We start from the raw sequence: 23,601 nt of genomic DNA, 5'->3' as shown, positions 1-23,601 counted from the left end.
CGCACGACTCCCGCAGGAATCTTTGATTCGGCGGACGCGACAGCGCGGATACCGTTCCTCAACGGTCGCCGCTCACTGCTGGACAGGAGTTGCCATGCCCCGTATTGCTTATCTCGTCTCGAGTGCGAGTGAAATCGCTCTCGCCGACGGCGCCACCCATCCCACCGGCTACTTCGCCGAGGAGGCCATCAAGCCCTACGAGAAGTTCATCGCCGCCGGAGCCGACGTCGTCGTCCTCACTCCGGACGGCCGGCCGCCGACGGCCGACCCCTATGGGCTCGAGTACTTCTTCCACTATCCCGAGCAGGACCTGGACTTCTTCGCCTCGGTGACCCGTACGTTCCACCACGACCCGGACGACATCTGGATCACGCTGCACCACACGACGGAGCTGGGCCTGGTCGCCGGCCGCCGCATCGCCGAGCGGCTCAGGGAACGCGGTGCCACCTCCGCCGACGCGCACGCGCTCGTCAGCAAGGCGGCGAAGATCGCGTGGCGGGAGGATCGCCAACTGCCCGAGGTGATGGTCACCGAGGCACTCGACAGAGGACTGTCCCGGGCGGAGATCCAGGCGGCCGTGGACGAACTCGAGGAGGACGCCCGTGCGCTGTCGGCCGAGCGCAAGCGCAAGCTCGACGCGATCCCCGGCTTTCGCGCCCCGGTCTCGCTGGCAGGCCTGAGCGACTCCCGACTCGCCGAATTCGACGCGGTGTTCGCCCCGGGCGGGCACGGGCCGATGGTCGACCTCGCGGACAACCCGGACGCCGGACGGCTCTTGAAGATCCTGCACGACAAGGGCGCGCCGATCGCGACGCTGTGCCACGGCCCGGCGCTGCTGCTGTCCGCGCCGGAGCGGGAGGACGGCCAGTGGCTGTTCGACGGCTACCGCATGACCTGCTTCACCGACGAGGAGGAGGACCAGACGGCGCCGGGCCGGATCGGTATGCAGTGGTATCTGGACGCCGCGCTGAAGAACGCCGGCGCCGTGTTCGACGACGCCCCTTCGGCGTGGGTCTCGCACGTCGTGGTCGACCGCAACCTGATCACCGGCCAGAACCCGGGCTCGACCGAGGCGACCGCCGATGCCGTGCTGAAGGCCCTGGGCATCCGGTGAGGGTGTTCAGGCGTCGCCCCCGGCCGACCGACACCCAGGAGCGGAAGAAAGTGGACATGACACCGGAACAGACCGTGCAGGCCTTCCTCACCGCGTTCCAACTCGGTGACGTGGAGACCGCGATGTCGGTAGTGGACGGTTCAGTACAGGCCGACGTGTTCCCGCTCGGCGTGCGGGCGGGCGGGTTCGACGACCTGCGCGGCCTCCTGGGCGAGATCGTGGCCGCGTTCCCCGACCTGCGCGTGACCGTGCTCAACGTCATCCCGACGGGCTCCGTGGTCACCGTCGAGCTCAAGGTCGAGGGGACCCAGGCCCGCGACTACCTCGGGGTGGTCAACCAGGAGAAGCACCTCGACCTCGACCAGGCGTGGCGGTTCACCGTCGCCGCCGGGCGGATCACAGCAGTCGGCGTGTACTGGTGCCAGGGCCAGCTCTACCGGCGCCTCGCCGTCAAACGGGTCGACCAGATCGCGATCGTGTGAGGACGAAGATGACAACCACGGACATGACGAGTCGCAGCCGGACCGCCGCCCAGGTCGTCTCCGATTTCTTCGACGCCTACCGGCGCCACGACGTCGAGGCGATGGTCGAGAAGTGCACGGACAACGCCGACTTCTCCTACGTCCCCTTCGAACTGTGGGGAAAGCAGCGCGTGCTGCGCGGGGACGGCAAGGTGCGGACGATCGGCAAGGTCATCTGGACCGGGCTGATCAACTCCTTCCCCGATCTGTTCAACGAGGTGCACACCGTCGATGCGAACGAGCACGGCGACGTCGTGGTGACCTGCGACATCGGGGGTACGCAGCAGATCGCGTGGGCGCTGGCCGCCCCGCAGGGCAAGAAGTTCCGTGAACCCCACCTGTTCCTCTTCCACGTCGACGAGTCGGGACTCATCGACAAGGTGAAGGCCTACTGGAACAACGCCGGCATCAACACCCAGCTCGGGCATCTCGAAGTCGACTGAGAAAGGAACCGAGGGACACCAGATGAGCCTGCTGAAGCGAGAAGAGTGGCAGCACTTCGTCCGCGACGTCGACTGGACCTTCTCCTACGTCGACGACGAGGCGGTGTATCCGGAATGGCACAGCGGCACCGGAAAGGTGCCGCGGGAGGCCTGGCTGAAGTGGGAGGAGGACTACAAGGTCACCTACCCCGAATACGTAGCGACCCAGCGTGAGAAGGAGTCCGCGGCCTACGCGGTGAAGGCGGCGCTGCAGCGGTCCAGTTCGTTCGACACTCTCGACGAGGGCTGGAAGTCCTCCACCAAGATGCACTTCGGGGGGGTCGCCCTCGTCGAGTACGCCGCGATGCTGGGTGAGCTGAAGATGGCCCGCTTCGGGCTCAACGGCGCCTGGCGGAACATGGCCACCTTCGGGCAACTGGACGAACTGCGGCACTCGCAGATCACCACCTTCTTCGGCCACGAGTTCATCGGCAAGGACCCGCAGTACGACTGGACACAGAAGACGTTCCACACCAACTGCTGGGTGCCGATCTCGCTGCGGAACCTGTTCGACGGCATGATGATCGCGCCGAACGTGGTCGACCTGGCGATCGAGCTGCCGTTCACCTTCGAGACCGGCTTCACCAACCTCCAGTTCGTCGCCCTGTCGGCGGACGCGCTGCAGTCCGGCGACGTCAACTTCGCGAACATGATCTCCTCGATCCAGACCGACGAGGCACGCCACTCCCAGCAGGGCGGCCCGACGCTGGAGATCCTGGTCGAGCACGACCCGGTGCGCGCCCAGTGGGTCATCGAGAAGAGCTTCTGGGGCTCCGCCCGCGCGTTCGCCGCGCTCACCGGCCCGGCCATGGACTACTACACCCCGCTGGAGCACCGTAAGCAGTCCTACCGGGAGTTCATGGAAGAGTGGATCATCGACCAGTACATCCGGACCATCCAGGATTACGGACTGAAAAAGCCGTGGTTCTGGGACGAGTTCATGCGCGGCCTCGACACCTGGCACCACGCGCTGCACATGGGCCTGTGGTTCTGGCGGCCGACCATCTGGTGGCGGCCGAAGGCCGGGGTGAGCAAGGACGAGCGTGAGTGGCTGCGCGAGAAGTACCCGAACTGGGAGGGCGTCTACGGCGACAAGTGGGACGTCATCATCGACAACATCAACGCCAACAACGTCGAGGCGACGCTGCCGGAGACCCTGCCTTGGCTGTGCAACATGTGCCACCTGCCGGCGTGCAACGCGACGCAGTCGCGCGACGGCAGCTGGCGCGTACGTGACTGGTCGCTGAAGTACGACGGCAGGACCTACCACTTCTGCACCAACGCCTGTCGGCAGATCTGGTGGAAGGACCGCGACAACGTCAATCACGAGACGGTGATCGACCGGTTCCTGGCCGGCCAGATCCAGCCCATGGACGTCGGCGGCATTCTCGGCTACATGGGCCTGACCCCGGACGTGATGGGCGACGACCCGGACTACGCCGCCTGGACGAAGGACTACGTCGGCCGCTCCGCGACCGGTCTGGCCCTGGCTTCGGCCGAGAGCGAGGAGTCATGACCGACAAGGCCTCCGCCGAACGCGACTTGCAGGACCGGCCACCGCAGCTGGTACCGCTCAACGCGATCTTCGCCACCGATTTCGTTCAGATCCTGGTGCCGGTCACCACCGCGAACACCGTCCGGGAGGTCGCCGCGGCGGTCGCGCACCACGTCGAGGGCAAGCGGGTGCGGGCCCTGCCCTACGAGAAGGTGGTCTTCCACCGCGGCCGGCGTCTGCCCCCGGAGATGACGGTGGCCGAGGCGGGAATCGAGCCGCACGACCACGTCCGCGTGGAGTACGACCTGCCGAAGGGAACGAAGTGAAGAATCCTGTCGGCCCCATCCTGCGCATGGGGGACGAGATCGACAAGGTCGTCGCGGCGATCGAAGACGACAACCCCGGAAAGGAGATCGAGGTCATCGACCGCGGCTCCTACGTCCGGGTGCAGGCAGAGGACCGCATCACCCTCACCCAGGAGACCCTGCGCGCCTACCTGGGCGCCGACTACGCGATCCGCTCGCTCGAGGCGATCATGTCCTCGTTCAACGGCCGAATCATCACCACCAGCGACTCGATCACCTGGGAGAAGGTGTCCGCCCGCCGCGACGCCCTGGCGGGAAGGGAGTGACCGATGACCGTTCCGGCGAAGAAGCCGCGTCCCCGCCGTACGTTCAGCGCCTTCGGCGACGTCCGGAGGATGCCGAGCGAGTACGAGGTGATGACCCACGCCCAGAACTGGACGACCCGGTCGAACCGGCTTGCCGCGTTCGAGCAGAACCCGTCGTCGCCGGCGAACCTGTGGTTCCTCACCTACCGGGAGAACTCGCCGCTCCGGGCCGAGGACTGGGAGCAGTTCCGCGACCCGGACTCGCTGACCTACCGCGCCTACGTCTCGATGCAGGCCGACGCCGAGGCGAAGACCGGCGGCGTGCTCGAGGAGTACGCCGAGGCGGAGGCGGACCGCGCACTCTCGCCCGGGCAACTGGCGCTGCTGGGTTCTCTGTACACCCCGTCCCGGTACCTGGTCCACGGTTGCCAGCAGATCGAGGCCTACGTCGGGTACATGGCGCCGACGTCCTACATCACGAACGCCGCGGGGTTCGCGGCCGCGGACTTCCTGCGGCGGGTCACGCTCACCGCGTACCGCACCAGGGAGTTGCAGCTCGCCCACCCGGACTCGGGGATCGGCGAGAGTGAGCGGCGGGCCTGGGAGACGGACGAGAGCTGGCAACCGGCCCGCCGGGCGATCGAGAAGGCGCTGATCGCCTATGACTGGGGCGAGGCGTTCACGGCGCTCAACCTGGTGCTCGCGCCCACCCTGGACGACGTGCTGATCCGCCAGTTCCGGGAGGTCTCCCGTGACAACGGCGACCAACTGTCGTGGCTGCTGGCCTCGTTCCTGCAGGCGGACAACGACCGGCGCAACCGGTGGAGCGCGGCACTGGGGTCGTTCTGCGTGGGGCAGCAGCCGGGCAACGAGGAGGCGCTGCGGCGCTGGATTAGGCGCTGGACCCCGATCGCCGACGAAGCCGCCGCGGGGCTGGGCGGGCTCCTGCAGTCCCGGCCGGAGCGCGGTCGCGACGCCGGGGAGGTGGCCGCCGGTGCCCGGGCCGCTCGCGAGGCCTTCCACGCCAGGGTGTTCGAGGGATGGCGATGAGCAGCGCGATGACCGGTCAGTGGCAGGAAGCCATGGCGCTCGAGGACCTCTGGGAGGGCGAGAAGGAGCCCGTCGAGATCGGTGGCAAGAAGATCCTGTTGGTCAACGTGGACGGTGAGATCCGCGCCTACGAGAACAAGTGTCCGCACCAGGCGTGGGCGCTCGACGAAGCCGACTTCGACGGACGGGAGATCACCTGCATGCGCCACATGTGGGTCTTCGACGCCCGCGACGGCCGGGGCGTCAATCCGGACAATTGCCGGCTGACCGCTTTCCCGTGTCGGGTGAGCGAGGACGGCATGATCCTGGTGGACGTCGGATGAGCACGCGGCGCTACCTGCTCGTGGGAGGCGGCGTCGCGGCCGCGTCGGCCGCCTCCCATCTGCGCCGGCGCGGGTTCGACGGGCAGATCGTGCTGATCGGCGAAGAGCCGGACCCGCCGTACGAGCGGCCTTTGCTGTCGAAGGGGTTCCTTGCAGGGGCCGCGGACTTCGGCGAGCTGCAGGCCCGCGAACCCGCGTGGTACGGCGAGCACGAGGTCGAGCTCCGGTTGGGCACCCGGGTCGCGTCGTTCGATCCGGGCGCGCGGTCGGTGACGCTGTCCACCGGCGAGCGGCTGGGCTACGACGCGTTGGTGCTCGCCACCGGCCTGCGGCCACGGAAGCTGCCCGGGTTCGACGGTGAACGCGTGCACCATCTGCGCACCGCCGCGGACGCGAGGCGGCTGCATGCCGAACTCGCGTGGTCGCAGCGCCTCGTCGTCCTCGGCGCGGGCTTCGTGGGCTGCGAGGTCGCCGCCACCGCGGCCGGGCTCGGCAAGCACGTCACCGTGCTCGAGCCGGCCGGAACTCCGCTGGAGCGGGCTCTCGGTTCGGCGATCGGGACCGTTCTGACGGAGGTCCACCGGGAGCACGGCGTGGACGTCCGACCGGGCGAGTACGCCACCTCGCTCACGCGCACCCGGGACGGGCTCTTGCTGACCACCAACCTCGGCGAGCGGGTGGAATGCGATCTGGTGCTGGTGAGCGTGGGATCCGAGCCCAATGTGGAGCTCGCCGTGCGGGCCGGGCTCGCCACCGGCAACGGGATCGTGGTCGACGAGTACGGGCGGACCACGGCGCCCGGCGTGTACGCGGTCGGGGACGTCGCCGCCCAGTACCACCCGGTCTACCGCAGCCGGATCCGCGTCGAGCACCACGACAACGCGCTGCGCCAGGGCGCGAACGTCGCCGCCACGCTGACCGGCGCGAGCGAGGGGCACGCCGACACCTACTGGTTCTGGTCCGACCAGTACGAGCACAGCCTGCAGGCGGCAGGCCGGCCGCGGGATCCGGCCGGCCTGGTGATCCGCGGCTCGCTGGCGGAGCGGAGCTTCTCCGCCTTCTCCTTGTCCGGCGACCGGATCCGGGGCGTGATCTCGCTGAACCGGCCCGGCGACGTGCTGGCGGTGCGGCGCCTGCTGTTCGAGCCGCACCAGGTGAACGCCGAGCAGCTGCGGGACGAGTCGGTCCCGCTCAAGCGGCTGGTGCCGCGGACCCGCGGGGCCGCCCGCCCGAGTCTGATCCCACGACCGGAGAAGGAACCATCATGACCAGTGTCGGAGTGTTGACAGTCCACGAGCGGCAGGCCCGGGTCGCCGCGGCCGACGCCCGCGCCGCGCTCGAATCGGTCAGCGGGCTGACGGCCGTCCAGGCCGTGGCGAAGCTGAGGCTCGGCCCCGGCCGGACCTGTGAACCGGTGGCACGCCTGATCGACAAGGCACTCGCCCGGGCAGGGCGGGCCGGCCTCGGCGCCGAGCAGCTGGTCGTGCTCGGCGGCACCGCGGACACGGCCGAGGACATCGTTCGGGTCCGCCGCAAGGCACACGGCAAGGCTGACTGGATCAGCAGTCCCACCTCCGACGTGCGGATCGAGCTGCGGCCGGCAGGGCTGCACGGTCTTCCCGAGGATGTCGATGCGGACCCGGCCCCGCGAGAGGAAGCGCCACCCGCCCCGTCGGCGGCCGGTCCGCCCGACATCCGTGCCGCCGCGGTCCGTGACGCCCTGTACGAGGTGATCGACCCGGACCTCGGTGTCAACATCGTGGATCTGGGCTTCGTCCGCGACATCCAGGTGGCCGCCAACGGTGACGCGATCATCACGATGACCCTGACCTCGGCCGCCTGCCCGCTGACCCAGGTGATGCGGGACCAGATCCGCACGGTGCTCCTGGAGGAGTCCCCTCTCGTGCCGGACTTCCACATCGAGTGGTCCTGGCTGCCGGCGTGGCGGCCGGCCGACATCAGCGAAGACGGCCGCGATCAGCTCCGCGCCGTCGGTTTCACCCACTTCTGACGAGAAAGGACACAGTCATGCCCCACGTGGTCATCGCGACCTGGAAGGCCAAGCCCGGCCGGGCCGCGCGCATCCGGAAGATCCTGGAGACGGTGGCGCCGCTCAATCGCGCCGAGGAGAAGATGCTGCAGTTCGAGGCGCACGTGAGCGTCGAGGATCCGGACACCTTCGTGCTGTACGAGAAGTACACCGACGCGTCCGGTTACGAGGAGCACCGGGAGACCGAGACCTTCAAGTCCTACGTCCTCGGCGAGGCCCTGCCCGAGCTGGCGGAGCGCAGCGTCACCCGGTTCGAGGTGATTGGCTGACCGCACGACGTTGACGGACAGCGACTCCTCGCCGGCCTCGCCACAGCCCGCGCCGCCGACTGAGAAAAGCTGCCAGCGTTCCCATGAACCAGTGCACTCTTCACCAAGCGCTGCATTGTTGCATGTGGCAGGGCGGGTGGGATACGGAACCACTGCGACGTCCTCCAGCGCCGCGAGCTGAGTCGCATCTTCGGGCGGCACACGGTCGGCCTATGCTTGCTGTCATGAGCCGTTGGGAGGAGTTGACCGGGGGAACGTCCGGGCAGGACTACGCTGCGCGGTTCGCGGCCCTGGCCGGTAGCGGGAAGGATATGCACGGTGAGGCGCGGTTCTGTGCGGCGCTCGTGCCTGCCGGAGCGCGGGTGTTGGACGCCGGGTGCGGTACCGGACGGGTCATGATCCAGCTTGCGGAGCTGGGGTACGACTGCGTCGGGGTGGATCTTGATGCGTCGATGCTGGCGGTGGCGCAGAAGGTGGCGCCGGGATTGCCCTGGTTCCAGGTCGATTTGGCCGGGTTCGACCCGGACCTGCTCGGCATCGCCGCCGACTTCGATCTCGTGGTCGCGGCAGGCAACGTTTTCCCGCTGCTCGCTGCCGGCACCGAGGCCACAGTGGTCGAGCGCCTGGCCGCGGCTCTGCGCCCGGGCGGTCTGATCGTCGCCGGCTTCGGCCTGGACGAGGCCCACCTGCCGGTGCCGCCCAGCATCACCCTGCCAGAGTACGACGAGTGCTGCGCCGCGGCCGACCTCACCTTCGTCGACCGCTTCGCCACCTGGGATGCTGATCCTTATGACGGAGGCGGCTATGCCGTCAGCGTCCACCGCCGGTGAGGTTCTGCGGGACATCTTGATCACCCGCACCCGCCGCGCGGCCAGCAGCCTCCTCGAGCAGTCCGCGAACAGCCACTCGGGCTGTGGCAGCCGGTTCTCACGAGGAGATGGTGGGACCACCCGGAGGATCTTGCGCTGCCGCCAGTCGTGCAGCCGGAAGCTCCGGGCACGGTCAAGGTTGTGCCTGTGGTGCTCGGGGTTGTGCACGAAGACCAGGTCCACGGGGCCGACCACGGCCAACGAGCGCTCCGTCTGCCACCGGACGAAGCCCAGTTCAAGGCTGTGCCTACCGGCTGCCTCTTCTGGGCGAGCACGTCCTCAGCCAGGGCGGCGCGGCCTTGTTCCTCCGTTGAAGAACCCCGTCTTCGTGGCTACCCGAACGGTCGGGTACTCCCCGAGAATCGGGCGCAACTCCTCGTGCGCCCTGCCGTGTGCGTAGTTGGGTGCGGTGTCCACCCATGGGCTACCGTCAGCCAGGGCGGTGCGTGCCGCCTGGCTGACGGCAGCACGCGGTATGTCCCCAGAGAGAGCGCGGCCGTCACAGCGCGGTCCCCACGACTGCGACGGCATGGCCGTCGATGAGGGCGGAGACCAGTTCGGCCACGTCCTTGACCTCCAGCCCGGCGGAGTCGGCCATCTCGCCAAGCGTGGTCGGCTGGTTGGTCAGCAGTGTTCCCAGCGCGGGGGCTGCGGACTCGGCGAAGTCCCAAGCAGTACCGGCCGCCGAGAAGGTGACCGTGCCATGTGCGCGGTTCGGCGTCAGGCAACCCCTCGGAGCGGTGAGCTTGACCGTGATCTCCCTCCGTGCGGGGAGCCCGTCCACGTACGGCAACGAGGGAATCGCGTGGCCCAGATCGGTCGTGTCGATCGAATCCGCCCACCGCTCCACGAGGCGTCGGTCAGCCATCATGTCGGCCACCTCACTGCGCATGGCGTCGATGAAGTCCGACTGTTCTGTCAGCGAACCGAAGCGCGGGATGTCCTTGCGCAGCGCGAGGGACGCCCGGAGTTGATCGACGCCCAGAGCATCAGGTCGGCCCCTGTGTGCGGGACCATGCCGAACGTGAGGTGAAGGGATTCTGTCCCCTGGTCAGCGGTTACCGCGTGCCACCAGCCGCGCGGCAGATAGACCACGTCACCCGGGGACAGAACGAGGTCCGCCACCGGGTCGCCCTCCGGTTCCTCCGGCGACTCCACGGCCCGGAAGGTGGGAGCCTCACGGGTCATCCCGTACAAGCGCCACCGCTTCGAGCCGTGCAATTGGACCACGACGACATCATGGTCGTCCCAGTGCCGGCCGAAGCCCTCCCGCTCGGTCCACGACGCATACACGTTGGCCTGCACGGAAGTCCCGAGGAAGCGTTCCAGCCCTCGGCAGCCACGCCCACGGCGGGGTGGATCTTTTCGACCGCATCGAGGACCAGCAACGCTCCGTCCCTGAGTTGGGCGTGGAAGTCGGACGGTTGGATGCGGGACCAGGTGACCGCGCGGCGGTTCGTGGTCGGGATCGCGTAGCGGTGGAGCGGGACCATCTCGCCGTCGACCGACAGGCGCAGCCGGGGCGGCTCCAGCCGCTGCGTAGCGATGATCCGGTTCAGGTGGCCCCAGGAGAACAGGCCCGCCGCGTCGGCGGCGCCGGGGAAGTGTGCGTAAGAGCGGTGGTACGTCTGGGCGAGGAACGTCTCCCCGCCCAGACGCCCCGCCCACGAGGCGCTGCAAGCACCGTGGGCGCTCCCGTCAGTCGTTGCCGTCGGAACGGCCACTGCTGACATCGGACTCCTGCTCGGCGCGGGTGCGCGCGGCCACGATCTTCCGCTTCGCGACGAGCAGGCCACCCTGCTCGGGGGCCACCGAACCGGTGTTCTCTTCCACCATCGGACTACCTCTCTTCTCGGGAACTCCCGCCGGGGCCCGGCGGGAAGCAAGGGACAGCGGGCGAGTGCGGGAGCTACTGGAGCGCAAGGGTTGTACCCACCGCCCTAAGCCGGACATCACGCCGACTCCTGCGGGGTCAGCCGCCCCGTGCAGTGAGCGCAACCGCAAGGCGGGTACTTGGTGGGCGCACCTAAGATCACCGCGTTGCACGGGGCCACCTTCACGGTGCGCACCGGGCCGTACGTACGGCCGCCATCACGTGACACCCGCAGAGTCATACGGTCGTCATGAGCGCCCGCCATCGTCAGAGCCGAACGTCCGGCGGTACTCCAGCCCCCGGCCCACGCCGACGCGTACCCACATTTCGTTTCGCTCGGTCGCTGTCATGGGGGAAATGATTGACCTGGAAAGCGGCGGCTGTGTAGTTCTTTCCCGTCATGGACTAAAGATCATGAACGGCAGGCAGTCGTCCATGATGCCAATAGGGTCCTGGCTTCCTCGCCGAAAAGCGCATAGCCCTCCAGTGTAGAGAACAAATCCAGATGCATTTCGATGTCTCTCGGATCTCTCAGGATCACGACACCGGTGGTGTTCTCAACGGTGGCCAGGGTGTTGTCGTAGACGGTGAACGTGTCCATCGGAGCCATCGGCTTGTATCCGACCATCGGGATCACGCCGAGCTTCACATTCGCCAGGTGGGTCAGTGAAGCCAGCCGGTCAATCTGCAACGCCATCGCGGCAGGTGGCAGAAGCGGTCATCTGACAGCCTGCTCGGTGAGGATGAAGGTGAATCGCTTCGTCGTGTCGTAAAGAACGCGACCCCGCCGCACGTCGCCGCACGTGACACCCGTCGTTTGCGGCTGGCAGCAGCGTTCTCACCGGCACGCTACTGGGCTGATACCGGGGTGACGCCCGTTCGGATGGGGGGCCGGTACTCCGCGGCGAGCCCCATCCTGGACATCAACTCCTGCATCAGCAGCTCGAACATGGGTTCCTGGTCGGTAATCAGGGGGGCGAAATGATCGAAGACCTCCAGCGCGACCTGGCCGTAGATCGAGCGCCAGCAGGAGAGCATGACGACGAGTGCGCCGAGCGGCATCTCCACCCCGGTGGCGTCACGGTACTCGGTCATCTGCTGCCGCAGACGCGGGTCAAGCTCATCGTCCTCGAAGATCGGATAGGGCCGTGTGGCCCAGAGCTGTACAAACACCGGCCCCCACACCCCGGCGAGCTTGCGTACCCACTCGCTGGTCATTTCGGCCTGTGCATCGCCTGCAGCGGATGTAGGCGTCCCGAACAGCAGACTGAACTCCTGCCGGTGGGCAAGGGACCAGCTGCGAAATACACGGGTGGGCGCGATCATGCGTGCGGCGAAGTCGGTTTCATTCTCGGCGTCGACTGCCGCCTGCAGTTCACGCGTGACTTCGTCGGTGATGTCCCGGGCTGTGTGCCGGACAATGTCTGCCAAATCCATAAAGTGCCGGTAAAGCGCTGCTGGCGTCACTCCCACCCTGCGCGCGATCTCGGCGAGAGTGAGCGCTTCTACCCCCTGCTTTGTAATGATCTCCCGCGCGACAGCTCGGACATCTTGTGACATCTGGATGCGAAGCCGGTCCCGTCGAGTTGTTGTGCTCACTCTGCCTACGCCTTCCCCAGATCAAGTCACGGCGCTTGTTGCTCGACCATAGGTGCTTGGGCAGGCGGGCCAGCTCTCAGCACCGGCCCACCAGCCGACGTCACCTTGCAATGAGTACGACACCCATCGCCACGATGTAGAGAGCCGCGAATAATACGGGTACCCACAGCTCAACATGCGTAAGGGGTGCGTAGTCCCGGAACGACTTCCCCTCGCCGAGCTCAGCCCATTCGGCGTCCGAGTACAGCAGCGCCGGCAGTCGCTTCTCCAACTCACCAACGACCTTGTACTTTGCCCCGTTGAGTTGCTTGTAGGAACGGATCAGCAGGAACCACACCGCGCACTGACACAGAGCAACCAGGGTGACTAGCGCAAGGCCCCAGGCAGGCACTTCCCCCAGCACCGAACGGCTGACGGCGCCCGTTGCGGCGAGAAGGGCAGCGTTGATGGTCAGGAAGAAGGTGTTCGTCAAACTCCGACGTGCGCTGACCCGGTCCGCCATCTCGACGTAAAGCTTGTACTGCTCCAACACGGCCGCCTGATACTTCTCCCCTCCCGCCGTTGCGTAGTCCTGGGGGGTGACGGCACTGTTCCACAGCCGCCCGGCGAGACCCGAAGGGCCGGTTGAGGCTCCTGGCACTACAGGCGATGTGGTCACGCTGTCGGCTCACCTTCGACGGCTGCTTCTACGACGTCGACGGCTGCTTCCACGACGTCGACAGCCGCTTCCACTAGCTCGTCGGCCGCTTCCACGACGTCGACAGCCGTCGCGTCCGCCGCGGCGGGCTCGGGCGGTTCTACCTCCTGCAATGCGAATTCCATGAATGCAGGATTCTTCGAGCTGGGGCGGACATCCCGTACCTGGACCGTCAGCCTGTGGCCCTCGGCAACCGAGCCGACCTGGAACGCCGACCATAGCTCCGGGGACATGTTGCTGTAGTGCAGGAGCCCCTTCTTGCCGGGATACGCGTCAAGCTCAACGAGAACAAAGCCGCGTGAGACCTCGATCCGACGCACCGTACCGGGTCCGCGGTCGCCCTGCTGCGGGTAGGCGTCCTGAGGGGCCATGGGGGCCGGTACGGCATGCTGCTGGGCCAGGGCGAGAACGATCCTCTGCCGGTCCGGGTCCACGTTGATGACGACAACTTCAACTTCGGCGCCGAGCTGCAGGTCTGCTCGGGGAACGAAGCCGTTGACGTCGTGGGCAACGGCGACGAATACGCCCCCGGGCGTGCGGTTCACGACGCGGCTTGTAAAGACGCGGCCCTGCGGAAACCCAGCCTTCAACTCGGGCCAAGGGTTTCGCTGACCCACGCGTTGCGAGAACCGACAGCGGCCATCTGACTCAATGATGATCGTTCCGTCGATCTCTCGATCCTGTTTGAAGCGGGCCGTCATGTCGCCCGGGATCTCGCGTCGATAGTCGACATCGTCCTTGCGGAGCTCGGCGTACCGGCGTGTGCGGAGATCGCGGACGATTACGCACTCCGGGTCGACTGCCACGATCTGGGCACGACTCGGTTCCGCGTGGCCTTCCAGTGGTTTGAAGGTCATCTCAGCCGAGGTGGGCTCGCTGAGTGCCTGCCGCACCCGGTCCATGAGCTCCATGCGCATCTTGGATGTGCCTGACCATGAGAACGAGTAGGTGATGGGGCGCAGGAGCCCCCGAACGTCTGTCGGTACATCGTCGATGTTCTCGGCGAGGGCAACCACGCGTTTGTGCAGACACATCGCCCAACCGAACTCCAGTGCCACGTCTGCGGACCGCGTGGAGAAATCGACTACGACGAGCCCCGCACGCTGGATCCCGCGCCAGGCGGCCTCTAGAACGCCCTGGCTTGTGCCAAAGATCCGGTCGGCGCGCTCAGGGATGAGCTCCAGGTCCACCATCGCCGGAGCGTAGACGGTGTCGAAGAGCTCATTGAAGTTCTGTTGACTCCCATCGCTTACGGTTTTGGTCTCGTACGGCATGGCGAAGAAAACGATCTTGTCGTCCGGGTAGTCCGTGCGCTCCAGGTTGATCTTCTCCAACGGTGGTCCCCCCTTGAATGTGACGTGACTGGAACTTACAAAGTAACGGCCCATCACTTCAGTCTGTAAGGCGTTTGACAAGAGTGGCTATGGGGAAGTAGTGAAGATCTTTGTCAGGGCGCGTTTTCCTGCCCCCTGGCCGCGCCGGAAGATAGCCGGAGCGTTCACCGCCGCAACGCGTCCCGCAGGCTGACCAGCACGCACAGCTCGTACGGGATGCGCTCGACCCGGCCGCGCTCGTCCACGACCGCCTTGCGCCACTCCTCGCGCACCACCCCGGCCAGCGGGATCTTCTCCGCCTCGTCGAAGAACGCGCCCTCCTTGGCGATGGGCTGGTCCAGATACCGCTTGAGCAGGTCGATGGCGTCCATCACCGGCCGGTAGGCGGTGTTGTTGCACTTCAGATCCAGCGCATTCAGCAGCGGCGAGAGCACCTGCCGCCAGTGGTTGGAGTACGACGAGCGCAAGACCGTGCGCACCCGCGCCCGGTAGCGGGCCTCGTTCGCCGCGGCCTGCGCCGCCAGTGCCTTCAGCGTGGACTCCCCGGCCACCGGATAGATCACCTTGCGGGCCGTGCCGCCCGGCTCCGCGACCGCCGCCTCAGCCAGCCGCAGCAGGATGCACTCCTTGCCGCGGACCCTCTTGAGCTCCTTGTTGAACTCGCCCTCGACCTTCTTCTCCACCCGCGTGTTGATCTTCTGCACGAGCTGGATGAACAGCTCCACCAGTGAGTCGGTGATCTCCGTCTCCCGTACGTGCCACAGCGTGGCCAGCAGCGTGTACCGCACCGGCCCGGCCGCCGCCCGCAAGTCCGAGGGGTACTCCTTGGCCGCCCGCGCCCGCCAGGCCGCCACCAGCTTCTCCGACACGTCCCCGAACAGCTCCGGCGGCAACTCCAGCGCCCGCACCCGCTGGAGCTTGTTCACCTCCGCCAGCAGGCTGTCCAGCCCCAGTGCACCAGGGTCCGCCTTCAGCTCGGTGAAGAAGGTGCCCCCGCCGCCCGCGCTCTCCTCATCCGTGCCGGCGTCCTCGGCGATCAGGTCGTCCAGTCGGGACTGGGTCGCCGCCGACAGCCGGCCCACGGTGGCCGCGCAGAACCGCTCCTCGAAGGTGCTGACCGCCGAGCCCACCAGCCGGGCGATACGCCCGGGCGTCGGCGGCTCCAGCCGGTCGTTGCGGCAGCGGGCCACCACCGCCTCCGCGAGCCGGTCCCGGTTCAGCTCCACCCCGCACAGCTCGGCCGCCAGCCACTCGGCGAGCTGGACCTGGTCCTCCTCCGTGCACTCACGGAAGCCGAACGCGCCCCGGATCTCCATCCGGTGCCGCTTGATGGCCCGCCCCGACCCACCGTCCCGGAACGTGGCAAGCCCCTCTTCGGCGGCGAGCCCCTCCACCTGCCGGGCCGCAGCGCGGCGATGCTGCCGCTGGGGCTCGCGGCGGGCGGCCTGCACATCGCGTACGCCACCGCCGAGATCAGCGGCATGGGCGACGCCGCGGTACCTTCCGTGCGATCGGCGACGATCCCGCGGTCGGCGACGATCCCGCGGTCGGTGGCGATCGACGGCCGCGCACGGTGCGAAGGCGCCAAGTCCTCGTACGAGGGCGGCCGTACGGTGCTGCGCGTACGGCGCCGGGAGTTCACGGTCCGGAAGGCCTGACGGCCTCGCGGCCCCCGGCGGCCGGTCAGCGGGCCACGCGGAAGCCCGTATTGCCGCTGGAGCTGTCGGGGGTGTTGCCCATGCGGGCCGAGGTGCGGTAGCGGAAGCAGTACGACTCGTGGCACATGTGGGAGCCGCCCTTGAGGACGCGGGCCTCGCCGAACCGCGGCCCCGTCGGATTGTTCCGCGGCCCCTTCTTGTGGAAGCCCGGGCTGAACCAGTCCGCGCACCACTCCCATACATTGCCCGTCATGTTGAACAGGCCGTAGCCGTTGGGCGGGAACGCGTCCACCGGGCAGGTGCCGGTGTAGCCGTCGGCGGCGGTATTGTGATCCGGGAAGGTGCCCTGCCAGACGTTCATGCGGTGCTCGCCGCCCGGCTCGCGCTCGTCGCCCCAGGGGTACGGCTTGCCGGTCAGGCCGCCGCGGGCCGCGTACTCCCACTCCGCCTCCGTCGGCAGCCGTGCCCCGGCCCACCGGCAGTAGGCGAGGGCGTCCGCGTGGGAGACATGCACCACCGGGTGATCCCCTCGCTTGCGAAGGCCCGACCCCGGGCCTTCCGGGTGCCGCCAGTCGGCGCCGTGCACCTGGCGCCACCACGGGGCCGCCGCCGCAGCGCGGTTCGGCGGGAAGCCGCGCGGCAGGAAGCCTGCGAAGACGAAGGACCAGCCGAAGCGCTCGGCGTCCGTCGTGTGGCCGGTGGCCTCGACGAAAGCCGCGAACTCCGCATTCGTGACTGCCGTGACGCTGATCTCGAACGGGTTGAGCGTCACCTCGCGCACCGGGTCCTCGCCGTCCTTCGGGTACGGGCTGTCCTCGCAGCCCATCAGGAAGGTCCCGCCCTCCAGCGCCCGCCAGCCCCCGTGCGGCGCGGGGGCCGCCGTAACGGTCGCCGCGGCGAGCGCGGTGGGTGCCGCGGATGCCGCCGGGCCCGGCGACACGTCCCCGCTTCCGCGTTTCGGGGCACAGCAAGCCGCCGGCTGCTCGGAGGACTCTCCGGTGCTCATCGTCATCTCCTTGCGTAGTTCCCGGCCCCGTACGGGAGATGGTCGGATCGCGGCTGCTGTCCGCTGATCCGACGGCGGGCGTACGACACCCGTCACCTCAGCTCGAAGATCCCGTACGAGAAGCCGTCGGCCCGGATCCGGCCGCAGTCCTCGACGGTCACGCCCGCGGCTTCCAGTGCTCTGGGGACGCCCGTGACCGCCGCCGGGGCGGCGGCCTCGGCCGCGTCCCGCCGCGGGTTGACCACGACCACGTAGCGGCCGCCGCGCACGTACACCAGCGGATACCCGGGGTGCAGCACCTCGACGCCGCCCGCGGCACCCAGTTCCGGGCTGGCCTTGCGCAGCGCGATCAGGCGGCGCACCAAGTGCAGCAGAGAGCTCTCGTCGGCCCGCTGACCGGCGACCGTCGGTCGGCGGGGGTGCGGGTCGACGAGGAGGTAGTGGCGCTCGGCGGGGGCGGTGGAGAAGCCGGCGTTCTCGGTGGTGTCCCACTGCATGGGCGTACGGGAACCGGCCCGGTTGTAGCGGGGGCCCAGGCGGCTGCCCTCGTGGTCGGGCAGGTCGGGGACGTAGCGCATGCCGATCTCGTCGCCGTAGTAGATGGCGGGCAGCGTCGGCCAGGTGAGCAGGAAGACGAAGGCGGCGGGCAGTTGCTCGGCGGTACGCGGGCCGCAGGCGAGCCGCGAGAAGTCGTGGTTGCTGCTGGGCAACGAGATGAAACCGGCCCCGCTGGTGGTGCCGGTCCCGCCCCTGGCGCCCGGCTCGCGGACGGCACCAGGGGCACCGCCGATGGCACCGGCTGACCCGCCGATGGCACTGGCTGACCCGCCGATGGCACCGGCTGACCCGCCGATGACGGCTTGCGCGGCCTGCCAAGCGTCCAGGAAGAGCCTGGGCGACCCCTTGCCCTCGGCGTCGAAGTAGGCGTCGCGCGGCTCCCATGCCTCGTGCACCGTGCCCGTGCCGTTGTTCCACAGCGAGCGCAGCGGCAGGCCGTCGTCGGGCCCGCCGAACTGCAGGAAGAAGTCCGCGTGGAAGCCCGCCGGCACCGATGTCGCGGGGTCGCCCCACTCGGCCAGCAGCGCAGCCTGCGGATGCGTACGGTCCAGCCAGCCGCGCATCTCGCGCCACAGCCTGCCAGTCTCCACATGCCCTGGGTCGTCCTTGACCAGCGAGCCCGCCATGTCGACGCGGAAGCCGGACAGGCCCAGCCGCAGCCAGTGGTCCATGATTTCACGCAGCGCCTGCCGGTTGGCGCGCGGGCCCTCGGCGTCGACGGGCTGCCGCCAGGGCTCGGCGGGGTGGGCGGTGCGGGCGTAGCCGAAGTTGAGGGCGGGCTGACTCTCGAAGAAGTTCGGCTTGTACCAGCCCTCGCGGGTGCCTGGCGAGGCAACGAAGCCGTCCGGCCGCTTGTCCGTCTCCGCCCAGATGAAGCGGTGGTCGTACGGGTCGTCGGCCGACGCGGTGAACCACGGGTGCCGGTCGGAGGTGTGTCCGACCACCAGGTCGAGCATGACCCGGATGCCGCGCCGCCCGGCGGCGTCGACCAGCTTGGCCAAGTCGTCGTTGGAGCCGTAGCGCGGGGCGACCGTGAGGTAGTCCGCCACGTCGTAGCCCGCGTCGTTGAAGGGCGAGGCGAAGCAGGGGTTGAGCCAGACGGCGTTGACGCCCAGCCACTCGAGGTGGTCCAGCTTCTCCTCGATCCCGGCGAGGTCGCCGATACCGTCTCCGTTGGAGTCGGCGAAGCTTTGCGGATAGATCTGATAGAGGACGGCTTCGGCCAGCCACTCGGTGGCCGGGCGCTGTGACGTCATGCGGGCGGAGCCCTTCCGGTGTTGTGGGGGTGTGGGTGAGTCGGCGGCCGGCCCGGGGCCGGCCCCCACCATGGGGCATGGCCGTAGGGCCTGTTCCGAAAGTCCCGCATGCCCCGCGACGCCTGGCACGCACGCTCGCTGCGTTGTCGGGATCGCCCAAGTACACCCGGTACGAGGGCGAGCCTCCGCTTGCGGTCGCACGCACCAGACGCCCCGGTCCCGCCCTTCGGGCGGAAGGCGCTGCTTTCGAAACAGGCCAGCCCTAACTGTGCTGTCAGACCTTCACATGCTCGGTGGTGTCCTCGTAGTGCAGTTGCAGGGCAGTCAGCTGCTCCCTGAGGTCCTTGACGATCTCGGCGTACTCCGGGTCGTCGTAGCGGTTGTGCAGCTCATCGGGGTCGCGCTCCAGGTCGAACAGCTCCCACTCCGGCTCCCGCGTCTCGTCCTGCGCCCCCACCTGCCCCGAGCCGTGTCCCGGGTAGTGGATCAGCTTGTGGGTGTGGGTGCGGATGCCGTAGCTGGCCTGCACGTTGTGGCAGACGTCCAGGTGCTCGTAGTAGCGGTAATACACGGACCGCCGCCAGTCGTCCGGCTCCTCGCCGCGCAGCAGCGGCAGCAGGCTGCGGCCCTGCATCCGTTCGTGCGGGGCCACCCCGCCCATATCCAGCAGCGTCTGCGCGAAGTCGACGTTGATCACCAGCTCGTCGGAGGACGACCCGGCCGGCACCACCCCCGGCCAGCGGACGACGAGCGGGATGCGCAGCGACGGCTCGTACATGAAGCGCTTGTCGAACCACCCGTGCTCACCCAGGTAGAAGCCGTGGTCCGAGGTGTACGTGACGGCGGTGTCGTCCGCGAGGCCGGTGACGTCGAGGTAGTGCAGCACCCGGCCGACGTTCTCGTCCAGCGCGGCGACGACCCGCAGGTACTCCTTGATGTAACGCTGGTAGCGCCACTCCCGCTCCTCGCGCTCGCTCAGCCCCTCGGGCACGGGCGCCTTCAGATCCTCCGGCTGGAGGTCGGACATCCGCATCCGGGCCTCGACGGCGGCCCGCGAGCGGTTGGCATAGTCGTCGTGCAGGGTGGCGGGGGCCGGGATGTCCTCCTGTTCGTACAGGTGCCGGTGCCGCTCCGCCGGTTCGAACGCCCGGTGCGGGGCCTTGTGCTGGATCAGCAGTGCGAACGGCCGGTCAGGGTCGCGCCTGTCCAGCCAGTTCAGCGCCAGGTCGGTGATGATGTCGGTGACATAGCCGGTGTACTGTGTCTCGCCGTCCGCCGTGAGGAGCACCGGGTCGCGGTAGACGCCGTGCTCCGGCAGGATTTCCCAGTAGTCGAAGCCGTGCGGGTCGCTCCTCCCTCCGTGCCCCAGATGCCACTTGCCGACGATCGCGGTCTGGTAGCCGACGGCCTGCAGCATCTCCGGGAAGCTCGGCTGGCTCGCGTCGAACTTCTGCCCCGGCTGCTCCAGCGTCGTCATCCCGTGGACGTGGCTGTACGCGCCGGTCAGCAGGGTGGCACGGGCGGGGGAGCAGATGGAGTTGGTGCAGAAGGAGTTGTCGAACCGCATGCCCTCCGCGGCGAGCCGGTCCACGGACGGGGTCCGGTTGATCACGCTGCCGTACGCGCCGATGGCCGGGGTGGCGTGGTCGTCCGTCATGAAAAGAACGATGTTGGGGCGTTGGTCGCGCTGGCTCACAGCCCGAAGTCCTCCTTGGCGAGAAGCGGCTTGAGATTGCGGGCGAAACCGCCTGTACGGAAGGGGCGTTGCAGCAGCCCCGGCCGCAACACCTGGGCGAGCGCGGCGGCGACCATCCCCTGGTCCAGGGACAGCATCCGGTCGCTGACCCTGCCGGTGCGGACGTTCACCGAGTCGTAGAAGCCCATGCCCTCTTCGTACGCGTCGAAGTCCCGGGCGATGTTCTTCAGGTTGGTCACCGCCGCCCGCGGGGCCATGAGCATGGAGAGGAAGGCGGCGTGCGGGGTGACGACCCCGTTGGTGTACGCCGACGGATCCGGCATCGGCTCCCCGTACGGCACGTAGGTGCGGTCCGTGTTGGAGCAGTAGCCCTCGGGGGAGATGCCGAGCCACTGCACGCCGTACTCCTGGTAGCCGCCCTCGGGCACATTGGCGGGGGAGAAGCCCCAGTAGCCGTACTCGGCGTCGAGGAGGCCGTGGTCGCGGTGGGCGAGCACGTGGTGGGTGAGGTTGACCTTCCAGGAGTGGGGCGACCACTGCGCGGACGGCACGAACAGCTCCGGCATCAGCGCACCGAACATCGAACCGCCCCAGCCGGGGGTGTGGTTGCGGCCCCGGTAGGTGTAATGCCCGTTGAAGTAACGCGCGCCGTCACGTGTCACCCACTCGCCGGCGGGCGGCATTTCCTGCTTCTGCCCGGGGGCGAAGGTGCGCAGCATCCGCCAGTAGTGCTCGCCGGGCACGGTGCCGTCGGCGATGCCCAGATAGCCCGCGATCCGGGTCTCGGAGACGAGCGCGCCGTAGAAGTACGGGGTGAAGGCGTTGTCCTTGACCCGGAATCCGGTCCGCATGTGGCCGGGGCCCGCGACCGGGTCGGCCGGGTCGTACGGCGCGTACATGAAGGACCAGTCGATGTCCTTGCGGAGCGCGCGGATGCGGGGGCGGAGGAGGGGGTCGGCGTCCTCGGCGATGCGCAGCCCGACGTCGAGCCACCCGTTGTCCACGGTGGACAGCAGATGATTGACCGGATCACCGCTGCCGGGCCACTTCTCCAGGACGTTGCCGGTGAACGTCTCGTACCAGTTGTACCAGAAGCCGTGGAGCCGCTCCATCCGCTCGATGGTGCTCACGGTGCGCTCCAGCCGGCGGTGCATCTCGGCCTCCGTGATCACACCGAGGCCGGCGGCGGCCACCGTGGACCACATCCAGCAGCCGATGTTGGTGACGGAGGTGTTCTCGGTGCGGACCGGCTCGCCGCCGCCGCTGAGATCGATGTTGTCGGCGGGGAGGCCGGTGTCCGCGACCATCGCTTCGAGCGACCGGTAAGTGTCGGCGAACCAGCCGCGCAGCAGCGCTTCGACATCGCGGCCGTGGCCGCGCACCGCGGCGGCGGCCACGGCCGGGGATCCCCCGAAGGTGAGCGCGGCGGCCGAGGCCGCGCCGGCTGCGAGGAGAGTACGGCGTTTCATGGTGATCCAACTCCCGTGATAGGTAGTGTCTTTCCCGAAGCCCCCGCCCGCGTATCCCGGGTGCGGCGCGACCCGGCCCACGCGCCCACGGCGGCACCGCCGCACCCGGAACATGTCACGCCCGGGTCAGACGCAGGGCGCGGATGCCCGGCATCGGCAGGTCGACGGTGAGCGACACCCGGCCGTCCGCGTCGGCCATCACCGGCGCGAGCTCCTCGCTCGGCAGCGCATCCGCCGCCCGCAGCTTCTCCCACTGCTGCTCGTCCGGCCACGCCCCGCCGCCCAGGCCGTCCCAGACGGCCTTGATGTTGCCGTGTCCCTCGTCGACGCGCCGCACGGAGACTCCGTACGACGCCCCCGCCTCCAGCCCGGTCACCTCGACGACCGCCGTACGGTCCAGCACTGCCGCGCCATCGATCTTGGTCTGGTCGATGGTGCCGTTCCAGACCAGGACGTCGACGCCAGCCCCGTCCTCCGTACGCGTCGCCAGCACCTCGCTCAGCGCCTCCGCGCCATCGCCCGCGACCCGCGCCGGAATGCGCCCGCCGGCCAGCTGCGACAGCAGATACAGCGCCCAGAAGCGGGGCTTGCGCAGGTTGCCGACGGTCAGCAGGCCGAAGCCGCCGTGGAAGAGCTTCGGCGGCCAGCCCAGCTCCTCGAAGTGGTCGGTGGCCACCCAGTAGGCGAGGGCATCGGCGGACGCCAGGGCCGACTTCATGCCGCGCAGCACGAAGGGCCCCGCGAAGACGGAGTCGCTGACCCGGTGGAAGTGGGTCGGGGTCACACCCCACTCCGTCCACAGGATCTCCGGCTCCGGCTTGCCCGTCGCCTCCGCGAAGGAGCGGGTCTGCGGCCGGAAGTCCAGCGGGGCGTTGCCGTAGGTGTGCGTGGAGACGAAGTCGACCGGCACGTCGTGCTCGCGGCAGAACTCCAGCAGCGGACCGACCCACTTGGCCGCGGCGGAGCCCGGGCCACCGACCCGGATGCGCTGGTCGACGCTCTTGATGGCGCGGACCGCGGCCTCGTACAAACGGTGGTAGTCGGCCTGAGTGCCGGTCCAGAAGACCTCCAGATTGGCCTCGTTCCAGACCTCGAACTCCCAGCCGGCCACCTCGTCCGCGCCGTAGCGCTCTCGCAGGTGCACGGTCAGCTCCCGGCACAGCTCGCCCCAGCGGTCCCAGTCCTGGGGGACGGAGATGATGCCCTTGTACTGGAAGACCGTGGCCTCCGGCTGCGCGGCCAGATCGCGCGGCATGAACGACAGCTCGACGACCGGCTTGAGGCCGGTGGCGAGGAAGCGGTCGTAGACCTTGTCGAGGCCGGAGAAGTCGAAGGTGCCGTCGGGGCGGACGGAGACGTTCTCCGGCAGGAACGTGCCGTGGGCACGGACGGTGCGGACGCCGATTTCGTCGCGCATGATGCCCAGCGCCTCCGCATACTCCTGCGCGACGTCCGCGCCGCCCGGCCCCTCCTCGTCCCAGATCAGGAGCGAGAAATGCTCGGCGCCGATCATCCGGTTCCAGACGCCCGGGAGTTCGGTGGGCGTCGCGGCGGCATCGACGGAGACGGTCACCCGCGCGGGTTCGGCGCCCTTGGCCTTGGCACAGCCGCGGACAGGGGCGTCGGTGAGCGGCCCGGGACCGGCGTCGGTCCAGGAGGCGACCTTGTACCA

Annotated in this window: 24 protein-coding genes and 1 pseudogene; 13 read left to right on the top strand and 12 right to left on the bottom strand. The window is 68.6% G+C overall.

The window, feature by feature from the left end:
• Positions 1-94: 94 nt before the first annotated feature.
• The 12 genes from ACY34J_RS20085 (at position 95) to ACY34J_RS20030 (ending at position 8,744) form a co-directional block, all read left to right on the top strand.
• Positions 95-1,114, top strand: a complete 1,020-nt coding sequence (locus tag ACY34J_RS20085; RefSeq protein ID WP_462727873.1) for a DJ-1/PfpI family protein — start codon at positions 95-97, stop codon at positions 1,112-1,114.
• A 56-nt stretch (positions 1,115-1,170) separates the two neighbouring features.
• On the top strand, positions 1,171-1,596 hold the full coding sequence (locus ACY34J_RS20080; RefSeq protein ID WP_462727872.1) for a nuclear transport factor 2 family protein: 426 nt from the start codon (positions 1,171-1,173) through the stop codon (positions 1,594-1,596).
• Positions 1,597-1,619: 23 nt separating this feature from the next.
• Positions 1,620-2,078 (top strand): nuclear transport factor 2 family protein, encoded by a 459-nt coding sequence (locus ACY34J_RS20075; RefSeq protein ID WP_364842224.1) that lies wholly within the window; start codon positions 1,620-1,622, stop codon positions 2,076-2,078.
• Between the two features lie 22 nt (positions 2,079-2,100).
• Positions 2,101-3,633: a ferritin family protein gene (locus tag ACY34J_RS20070; RefSeq protein WP_462727871.1), complete on the top strand. Its 1,533-nt coding sequence runs from the start codon at positions 2,101-2,103 to the stop codon at positions 3,631-3,633.
• Complete coding sequence (locus ACY34J_RS20065; RefSeq protein ID WP_462727870.1) at positions 3,630-3,938, top strand: toluene-4-monooxygenase system B family protein; 309 nt, start codon at positions 3,630-3,632, stop codon at positions 3,936-3,938. The genes ACY34J_RS20070 and ACY34J_RS20065 overlap by 4 nt, the downstream gene beginning before the upstream one ends.
• On the top strand, positions 3,935-4,243 hold the full coding sequence (locus tag ACY34J_RS20060; RefSeq protein WP_462727869.1) for an MmoB/DmpM family protein: 309 nt from the start codon (positions 3,935-3,937) through the stop codon (positions 4,241-4,243). Before ACY34J_RS20065 ends, ACY34J_RS20060 begins: the two co-directional genes overlap by 4 nt.
• 3 nt (positions 4,244-4,246) lie before the next feature.
• Positions 4,247-5,272, top strand: coding sequence for a ferritin family protein (locus ACY34J_RS20055; protein ID WP_462727868.1), 1,026 nt, complete (start codon positions 4,247-4,249; stop codon positions 5,270-5,272).
• Entirely contained in the window at positions 5,263-5,595 is a 333-nt protein-coding gene (locus ACY34J_RS20050) for a Rieske (2Fe-2S) protein (RefSeq protein ID WP_462727867.1), read from the top strand. The genes ACY34J_RS20055 and ACY34J_RS20050 overlap by 10 nt, the downstream gene beginning before the upstream one ends.
• Positions 5,592-6,863 (top strand): NAD(P)/FAD-dependent oxidoreductase, encoded by a 1,272-nt coding sequence (locus ACY34J_RS20045; RefSeq protein ID WP_462727866.1) that lies wholly within the window; start codon positions 5,592-5,594, stop codon positions 6,861-6,863. The genes ACY34J_RS20050 and ACY34J_RS20045 overlap by 4 nt, the downstream gene beginning before the upstream one ends.
• The gene (locus tag ACY34J_RS20040; RefSeq protein WP_462727865.1) at positions 6,860-7,606 is read left to right on the top strand and encodes an iron-sulfur cluster assembly protein; all 747 of its coding nucleotides are present in this window, start codon (positions 6,860-6,862) and stop codon (positions 7,604-7,606) included. The genes ACY34J_RS20045 and ACY34J_RS20040 overlap by 4 nt, the downstream gene beginning before the upstream one ends.
• 17 nt (positions 7,607-7,623) lie before the next feature.
• Positions 7,624-7,914 carry a putative quinol monooxygenase gene (locus ACY34J_RS20035; RefSeq protein WP_055495371.1) on the top strand — a complete coding sequence of 97 codons (291 nt, stop codon included), beginning with the start codon at positions 7,624-7,626 and terminating at the stop codon, positions 7,912-7,914.
• A gap of 224 nt (positions 7,915-8,138) precedes the next feature.
• Entirely contained in the window at positions 8,139-8,744 is a 606-nt protein-coding gene (locus tag ACY34J_RS20030; RefSeq protein ID WP_462727864.1) for a class I SAM-dependent methyltransferase, read from the top strand.
• 538 nt (positions 8,745-9,282) lie between these two features.
• Here ACY34J_RS20030 and ACY34J_RS20025 read toward each other — a convergent pair.
• From ACY34J_RS20025 to ACY34J_RS19995, 7 genes and pseudogenes are all read right to left on the bottom strand, one after another.
• A pseudogene (locus tag ACY34J_RS20025) lies at positions 9,283-10,516 on the bottom strand (cupin domain-containing protein).
• Positions 10,482-10,619: a hypothetical protein gene (locus ACY34J_RS20020; RefSeq protein WP_462727863.1), complete on the bottom strand. Its 138-nt coding sequence runs from the start codon at positions 10,617-10,619 to the stop codon at positions 10,482-10,484. Before ACY34J_RS20020 ends, ACY34J_RS20025 begins: the two are co-directional and overlap by 35 nt.
• 449 nt (positions 10,620-11,068) lie before the next feature.
• On the bottom strand, positions 11,069-11,353 hold the full coding sequence (locus ACY34J_RS20015) for a Scr1 family TA system antitoxin-like transcriptional regulator (RefSeq protein ID WP_462727862.1): 285 nt from the start codon (positions 11,351-11,353) through the stop codon (positions 11,069-11,071).
• 152 nt (positions 11,354-11,505) lie between these two features.
• Complete coding sequence (locus ACY34J_RS20010; protein ID WP_462727861.1) at positions 11,506-12,255, bottom strand: TetR/AcrR family transcriptional regulator; 750 nt, start codon at positions 12,253-12,255, stop codon at positions 11,506-11,508.
• A 100-nt stretch (positions 12,256-12,355) separates the two neighbouring features.
• A complete protein-coding gene (locus ACY34J_RS20005; RefSeq protein ID WP_462727860.1) occupies positions 12,356-12,913 on the bottom strand; it encodes a RipA family octameric membrane protein in 558 nt (185 codons plus the stop codon).
• Positions 12,910-14,286, bottom strand: a complete 1,377-nt coding sequence (locus tag ACY34J_RS20000; RefSeq protein ID WP_462727859.1) for a S1 RNA-binding domain-containing protein — start codon at positions 14,284-14,286, stop codon at positions 12,910-12,912. Before ACY34J_RS20000 ends, ACY34J_RS20005 begins: the two co-directional genes overlap by 4 nt.
• Before the next feature lie 164 nt (positions 14,287-14,450).
• Positions 14,451-15,602, bottom strand: coding sequence for a DUF4158 domain-containing protein (locus ACY34J_RS19995; RefSeq protein ID WP_462727858.1), 1,152 nt, complete (start codon positions 15,600-15,602; stop codon positions 14,451-14,453).
• Positions 15,603-15,605: 3 nt separating this feature from the next.
• On the opposite strand from ACY34J_RS19995, the gene ACY34J_RS19990 reads away from it, so the two are divergent.
• Complete coding sequence (locus tag ACY34J_RS19990) at positions 15,606-15,944, top strand: hypothetical protein (protein WP_462727857.1); 339 nt, start codon at positions 15,606-15,608, stop codon at positions 15,942-15,944.
• 25 nt (positions 15,945-15,969) lie between these two features.
• Here the strand turns inward: ACY34J_RS19990 and ACY34J_RS19985 are convergent, their stop codons facing one another.
• The 5 genes from ACY34J_RS19985 to ACY34J_RS19965 all read right to left on the bottom strand — a co-directional run.
• A complete protein-coding gene (locus ACY34J_RS19985) occupies positions 15,970-16,950 on the bottom strand; it encodes a formylglycine-generating enzyme family protein (RefSeq protein WP_462727856.1) in 981 nt (326 codons plus the stop codon).
• A gap of 92 nt (positions 16,951-17,042) precedes the next feature.
• Positions 17,043-18,764: an alpha-amylase family glycosyl hydrolase gene (locus ACY34J_RS19980; protein WP_462727855.1), complete on the bottom strand. Its 1,722-nt coding sequence runs from the start codon at positions 18,762-18,764 to the stop codon at positions 17,043-17,045.
• Between the two features lie 274 nt (positions 18,765-19,038).
• A complete protein-coding gene (locus tag ACY34J_RS19975) occupies positions 19,039-20,460 on the bottom strand; it encodes a sulfatase family protein (protein WP_462727854.1) in 1,422 nt (473 codons plus the stop codon).
• Complete coding sequence (locus ACY34J_RS19970) at positions 20,457-21,929, bottom strand: glucoamylase family protein (protein ID WP_462727853.1); 1,473 nt, start codon at positions 21,927-21,929, stop codon at positions 20,457-20,459. Before ACY34J_RS19970 ends, ACY34J_RS19975 begins: the two co-directional genes overlap by 4 nt.
• A gap of 115 nt (positions 21,930-22,044) precedes the next feature.
• A partial coding sequence (locus tag ACY34J_RS19965) for a GH39 family glycosyl hydrolase (protein ID WP_462727852.1) occupies positions 22,045-23,601 on the bottom strand: 1,557 nt, incomplete at its 5' end.

This window comes from Streptomyces sp. HSS9-12 (genome assembly GCF_054963655.1).
This window is presented reverse-complemented; position numbering and strand designations above follow the sequence as displayed.